The organism is Candidatus Methanodesulfokora washburnensis (genome assembly GCF_003947435.1).
Taxonomy (GTDB): domain Archaea; phylum Korarchaeota; class Korarchaeia; order Korarchaeales; family Korarchaeaceae; genus Methanodesulfokora; species Methanodesulfokora washburnensis.
The window spans coordinates 1-5,560 of record NZ_RCOS01000145.1 but is presented as its reverse complement, the minus strand read 5'-3'; the positions used below and the strand labels follow the sequence as shown (position 1 = coordinate 5,560).

The 5,560-nt window shown below is 45.2% G+C and carries 10 protein-coding genes; all 10 read left to right on the top strand.

What is annotated here, in order from left to right:
- The coding region (locus D6D85_RS16480; protein WP_161969867.1) for a hypothetical protein at positions 1-378 on the top strand (378 nt) is incomplete at its 5' end.
- A complete protein-coding gene (locus D6D85_RS12550) occupies positions 378-584 on the top strand; it encodes a hypothetical protein (RefSeq protein WP_125672387.1) in 207 nt (68 codons plus the stop codon). The genes D6D85_RS16480 and D6D85_RS12550, both read left to right, overlap by 1 nt.
- Complete coding sequence (locus D6D85_RS12545) at positions 585-893, top strand: hypothetical protein (RefSeq protein ID WP_125672386.1); 309 nt, start codon at positions 585-587, stop codon at positions 891-893.
- The gene (locus D6D85_RS12540; protein ID WP_125672385.1) at positions 890-1,234 is read left to right on the top strand and encodes a hypothetical protein; all 345 of its coding nucleotides are present in this window, start codon (positions 890-892) and stop codon (positions 1,232-1,234) included. The genes D6D85_RS12545 and D6D85_RS12540 overlap by 4 nt, the downstream gene beginning before the upstream one ends.
- Positions 1,224-1,439, top strand: a complete 216-nt coding sequence (locus D6D85_RS12535; RefSeq protein WP_161969866.1) for a hypothetical protein — start codon at positions 1,224-1,226, stop codon at positions 1,437-1,439. The genes D6D85_RS12540 and D6D85_RS12535 overlap by 11 nt, the downstream gene beginning before the upstream one ends.
- On the top strand, positions 1,436-1,666 hold the full coding sequence (locus D6D85_RS12530) for a hypothetical protein (protein ID WP_125672383.1): 231 nt from the start codon (positions 1,436-1,438) through the stop codon (positions 1,664-1,666). The genes D6D85_RS12535 and D6D85_RS12530 overlap by 4 nt, the downstream gene beginning before the upstream one ends.
- On the top strand, positions 1,663-1,857 hold the full coding sequence (locus tag D6D85_RS12525) for a hypothetical protein (protein ID WP_125672382.1): 195 nt from the start codon (positions 1,663-1,665) through the stop codon (positions 1,855-1,857). Before D6D85_RS12530 ends, D6D85_RS12525 begins: the two co-directional genes overlap by 4 nt.
- Positions 1,854-2,096, top strand: coding sequence for a hypothetical protein (locus tag D6D85_RS12520; RefSeq protein ID WP_125672381.1), 243 nt, complete (start codon positions 1,854-1,856; stop codon positions 2,094-2,096). The genes D6D85_RS12525 and D6D85_RS12520 overlap by 4 nt, the downstream gene beginning before the upstream one ends.
- Positions 2,089-2,478, top strand: coding sequence for a hypothetical protein (locus D6D85_RS12515; RefSeq protein ID WP_125672380.1), 390 nt, complete (start codon positions 2,089-2,091; stop codon positions 2,476-2,478). Before D6D85_RS12520 ends, D6D85_RS12515 begins: the two co-directional genes overlap by 8 nt.
- A partial coding sequence (locus D6D85_RS12510) for a bifunctional DNA primase/polymerase (protein WP_133308321.1) occupies positions 2,468-5,560 on the top strand: 3,093 nt, incomplete at its 3' end. The genes D6D85_RS12515 and D6D85_RS12510, both read left to right, overlap by 11 nt.

The window sequence follows — 5,560 nt, the reverse complement described above, 5'->3', positions numbered from 1 at the left end:
GAGAAAAGTAAAGAAAACGTAATAGGTGGGATCGGGAGACCCCGTTTTTTAAGGGGTTATATAAAGAATGATGAGGTCACTACTCAGCACAATCCTGAATTAAAAAACTTTTCCCAGGGAGAGTCTCCACTCACAGAACAGAAGCAGCAGAATGCCAGTGAGGAGTCACTTGAGTCATTTGTCTGGAAGGTGGAGTTCACAGACGTTGACAGAGCTAGGGTTTACTGTGCCGATCCTGAGCTTAGATCTGTCATAACATCTCTTCTGGAGGATATAGGCTCTTGGATGTGGTCTTTCTACGATCTGTTCAAAAATACAGAGAACGTGAAGATAGTGCAAAACAGTGAAGGACTTTTTACTTTCATAAGGGTGAGATGATGAAGGTGAGCACAGAGAAGTACATGGAAGTCGTCAGAAGGCTGGGAAGAGCAAAGGAGGGAGTTTTCATAAAGACATGGGACAACTTCGTCGTCTTTGAGTTCCAGGAGCACTACGTGATAATGGACGAGGACAGGAACAGGGTTTGCTGCATAGCCCACTCCAAAGTTGAGGCCCTGAACTTCCTAATGAAGGGAGGGATCTGAATGAGTGAGGAGATAATGGAAAAACAGGAGAAGGCCATCGAAAAGGAGCTTAAGGAGAAGCTCAAGGATCTTATCGATCAGGAGGGAATAGAAAAGCTTCTCAAGGATCTGTTTGGGGTCAAGGATGCCACAGTTGACCTCGATTTTGACACAAACGAGATAATAATTCATCTCTACGACGTTTACTTTGCACAGGAGGATATCAGCACACTGGGGAGGATACTGGACATAACGGGCTGGAGCGTCGAGATAGACAACGGGGACATAATGCTTGAGGTTAGAGGGTATTTGAGAGGTGATGAAGAATGATGGAGAGGACAGAAAAAAGAAATCAGGCAGAGAGGATAATAGAGAAGACCGAGGAGTTCGGAAGGCTCTTCCTTCTTTCTTCCAAATTGAACAGGGCTAAGTCAGAGATAGAAAATGCAAACCTCTGGTACATTGCCGATGAACTAACGTTCATAATTGAGTTATTTAGAAATGGGAATATAAAGGAGGGGATGAAGAGCCTTGACAAACTGGCTGCTTTAGCCATGCAGGCCTCTGATAGAGACCACACGATCTACATGTTTGCCAGAGAGCTCCTTTCATGCAAAGTAAACCTGAAAGAGAGGATAAGGAAGGTGAGGGAGAATGGCGATGGATTTTGAGAAGAAGATAAAGGAACTGCTGAAGGCAGAGGACGTGGAAGTGGAGGAAAACCGCATAACTGTAGAAGGCCTCCAGTTCCTTTCCAGCGAGGACATAGACAAAATATCAAAAATTTTCGATATTGAATCATGGTTTGCGGAGGCTGGCTTTGACGAATGGACTGAGCTCCCTGTCATAAAACTGAAAATAGAGGTGAGAAAATGAGCTGGAAGAAAAACGGGATAAAATACTTCTTAGAACGGAAAGACGTATGCTACGAGCTTCTTCTGGGAAGCCCTCCCTACATTTTAATCATAACAAAGAAGATGAACGACAGAATAGGCCCCTTTGTGATAACGGAGACAAATACCTGCGATTTCATATACAGAACTGAGGATCTGAAGGCAAGACTGACTGCTTTAGGCCTTCCAATTCCGGAGGGGATAGAATGAACGTCCAAGAGGAAGAAAGGACGAAATACTGCCCCCTTCCCGCTGTTTCCAGAGGGATAGTGGAATACAGCGGAGATGAATATGCCGAAGTGGAATTCCGCGGATGCCTCAGGGATGAGTGCATGTGGTTCATTGAGGGCAAGTGCGCTGTTGTCGTGATTGCGGAAAGCCTTGGAAGGGTGAGAAAATGATGGAAAGGCTGAAGAGGACTGGGATGTGCAGGTACTTCCGCTTTCTACCAGAGGGAGAGAGGATCTGGTGGGACATCGGGGAATGCGAGCTGGATGGAAAAGAGGCATGCTGGATCTTCGGAAAGCCAGATGGATGCCCTAACTTCAGGTTTTCCCCGTCAAAAACCCTGAGATTTCTTTCCCTTTCCTGTTTTTTCATCCTGAAGGAGAAAATTGGGGGAGGTGATGGTGTTGGGTGATGGGCACGTGCTGAAATCCTGGTACCTTGTGGACAGGGCAAAGAGGCTGATGAAAAAGGCAGCTGAGGAAGAGCAGAATGAAGAGGCAAGAAAGGCGATAAAAGACATTCTTATGCACTTGGACATGCTTTCAGTTGAGTTTGATGGCCTTGTTGTGGAAATACTGAGAAAAAGGACTCAGGAGAACATGAAAATTGAGAAAAAGGAGGAAAAGCAGGAGGAGAAGGCGACCGAGGGACAGATAAGGTACATCAAGGATCTCTGCTCCAGGCTGAATATTCCGTTCAACGAGGATGAGATAAGGGCAATGACAAAGAAAGAGGCATCGGCGAAGATAGAGGAGCTTCTGCAGAGGAGGGGAGGGAAGAGGAATGCAAATTAAGGAGGAGGCGATAAAGCTATGGGAGAAGGGCTGCAACGTTGTCTTGGTCAAGGGAAAGAAGCCCGTCCACAAGTTTGAGGAGTGGATGCACAGGAGACAAACAAAGGAAGAGCTGTTAAGCCTTCCCTTCGATCAGGCCGATGGAATAGCTGTGATACAGGGCATGGAAGTGGAAAAGGGCTACTATCTCTGCTGCTTGGATCTTGACGTGAAGAACCTCAGTGCTGATGTAGTGGAAAGGGGAAAAAGGATAATAGCCTCTTTGCCCGCAACATACACCGAGAGGAGCCCCTCAGGGGGCCTCCACCTTTTCTTTTTGTCCAGAGAAAAGCCAAAGACTGTCGTTAATTTCAGGGAGAAGTGCGGGATAGAGCTTCTAGGGGAGGGAAGGCTCACAAACGTTTATCCAAGTCCAGGGTACACGGTTGAAAAAGCACTGGATATTACAAAGGTCGATAGTATAAACAAACTGTTCATGGACGCTCTGAAAAGGGAGGGGATAGCTGAGGAGAGGCAGGAGAGCTGGTTCAACAGGAGGGACATAAAGCCCCGCTCTTACAGGGGAAATGACCCTCCATGCATCCAGTGGATAAAAATGGGTGCTCCTGAGGGAAAGAGGAATGAGTACGCAATCAGGTACTGCTCATATCTGGTGAACTTCAGGGGAGTGGAACCGGAAAAAGCACTGGAGATGGTTAGAGAGTGGAACCAGAAAAATAACCCTCCTTTGAGTGAGAAGGAGCTGAGAAGCACCCTTAAGTCGGCCTTTGAGCATGGATACACTTATGGATGCTCAGATCCCATACTTTCATCCCTCTGCAACAGGGAAAACTGTCCATTGCATAAAGAAGACAGGGGAATAGATCCTGAGGTGATGGAAAGGTGGAAGAACGAAAACATGCTTGAATTAGTGCATAAAGTGCTAAGCAGGACGATAAAGAGGGACGACCACGTTAAGCTCCTTGTGTTTTTAACAGCCCTCTCAGCTTACTCAGATTCCCCCATAAACCTTTTTTTGAAGGGAGAATCTGGATCGGGAAAAAGCTACATAACAAAGGAGGTTCTGAAGCTCTTTCCTGAGTCAGATGTGTCCTCCTTGGGCATGCTCTCCCCCAAGGCATTGATACACGAGCAGGGAACGCTTATGGCCGATGGAGAATCTCTTGAGGAGTCAATTCCCCCAATAAAGCCATATAAGAGGGATTTTAAGTCCCCAGAGGAGTATCAGAAGGCTCTTGAGGCTTACGAGAGGGCAATCAAGGAATACAGGGAGAAGCTGAAGAGGAGTTATAAGTATATAAACTTTAATCAGAAGATAATTGCGTTTCTTGAGATACCGGATCAGGAGACCTTCAGGATACTCTACTCCCTGCTTTCCCACGACAAGGAGAGGATTGAGTACAAATTCACGGATAAGACGGAGAAGGGAACCCTGATGACAAGAAGGGTCATTGTTGAGGGCTGGCCTGCAACCATCTTCTGTTCAACAGACAGAAAGTATATCGAAGAGCTTGCGACAAGAAGCTTAACCGTAACTCCTGAGACGTCTCAGGATAAGATCAGGGATGCGATGAGCTTCCTTGCAAAGAAGGCGTCAAGCTTAGAGGATGGTGAGGACGATCCAGATACAATATTCCTCAAAAAAGTAATAGAACATATAAAAATGCTTTCAAGGGAATATACAGTTAAGATTCCGTTTGAGGAGCTGGACAAAATCTTCCCGAAGGATCTTGTAAGGCACATGAGGGACTTCGGGCATTTTCTGGATCTAATCAAAGCCATAACCATGCTTTACATCCCTCAGAGGGAGATTATCGAGGCAAATGGAAAGAAATACGTTCTGGCAAACATAGACGATGTCCTCACCGCATATGTGCTTTATATGAGAATAAAAGAGACTACTGAAACAGGAACAGAAGAGAATATAATAAGGTTTTACTATGACGTTATTTTGCAGGACAAAAATAAGGAATGGAGTGTGAGGGAACTGATGGAGGCATATAGGAAAACATATAATATTACAAGGAGTCAGAGGACAATTGAAAGATGGTTGTCAAGATTGAGAGAACTTGGTTATGTTACGTCCAGACCGGATCCATCTGACAGGAGGCAGAAGTTATGGTCTCCCATGAAAAGCTCGGAAATGTCGCCTTTTATGGTACAGGCGGAATCTCTGATCCCCATTCTTGAAAATAGTAGGGAAAGGTGGAAGAAAAATAACGACGACAACATACCCCTCCGTACAGAAAGAAATTTTGTTGGAGGGGGTCAGGTCATAGAAAGAAAAAGGCCTCTTATCCAGCTTCCTGAGTTAAAACCAAAGGAGAAGATTGAAAAGGCAGAAATAGAAAAGAAAACAGAAGAAAAACTGGAAGAGAGCGAGGAAAAGGAGGAATCAATACATGGGTTGGGACAGTCCTCACAAAAAATTTCTACACAGAGGGGGGTGTTGTCGTCGTTATTGTCTGGGAAGATTGACAAACTATCAGGCGAAAATAAGCCCAAAGATGTTAGCAGTTACATAAAAGGCGACATTTCCGCAGGAATTGATCAACATGATCATTCAAATGTAACACATAATATTGGGGACGGACATGCACCTTCTCATCCATCCGACTTTGTCTGTCCAATAGAAAAATCGCCTCAGAAAGATGTCAAAATCGAAAAAGAAGGCACAGGAATTGGACTGTCCAATAGTGTCCAATCGAGACCAGAGATCTCACCATCTGATTCAAATGATAAAAATAAGGAATGGGAGGAGCTGAACAAAAGGCTGCTTGAATATGCAAAAAGGGCAAGGGAATCAGGGCCCTTACCAGCCTGCAAGTACTGTGCGTTCTGGCAGGGAGACGAAAATTCATGGCTCGGTAAATGCATAAAAACGGATTCCATAACAAACAGAGAGTATAGCTGTGAAAAATATGTCTGGAAGAATGAAGTAATGAAGAGAAAGGAAGCAGTTGAGGAAATGGTGCACAGAAGCACGTATTACGAGAAAATAAAAGAGCTTGGGAATGGATGGACTGCATACGGCCTTCCTGCTGGCAAAGATTACAGGTGCTCGATCTGCGGGGAAAAGGCC

Excerpts from the sequence above, each read along its gene's own strand:
- D6D85_RS12550 (WP_125672387.1), top strand. The coding sequence starts at position 378 with ATGAAGGTGAGCACAGAGAAGTACATGGAAGTCGTCAGAAGGCTGGGA.
- D6D85_RS12545 (WP_125672386.1), top strand. The coding sequence starts at position 585 with ATGAGTGAGGAGATAATGGAAAAACAGGAGAAGGCCATCGAAAAGGAG.
- D6D85_RS12540 (WP_125672385.1), top strand. The coding sequence starts at position 890 with ATGATGGAGAGGACAGAAAAAAGAAATCAGGCAGAGAGGATAATAGAG.
- D6D85_RS12535 (WP_161969866.1), top strand. The coding sequence starts at position 1,224 with ATGGATTTTGAGAAGAAGATAAAGGAACTGCTGAAGGCAGAGGACGTG.
- D6D85_RS12530 (WP_125672383.1), top strand. The coding sequence starts at position 1,436 with ATGAGCTGGAAGAAAAACGGGATAAAATACTTCTTAGAACGGAAAGAC.
- D6D85_RS12525 (WP_125672382.1), top strand. The coding sequence starts at position 1,663 with ATGAACGTCCAAGAGGAAGAAAGGACGAAATACTGCCCCCTTCCCGCT.
- D6D85_RS12520 (WP_125672381.1), top strand. The coding sequence starts at position 1,854 with ATGATGGAAAGGCTGAAGAGGACTGGGATGTGCAGGTACTTCCGCTTT.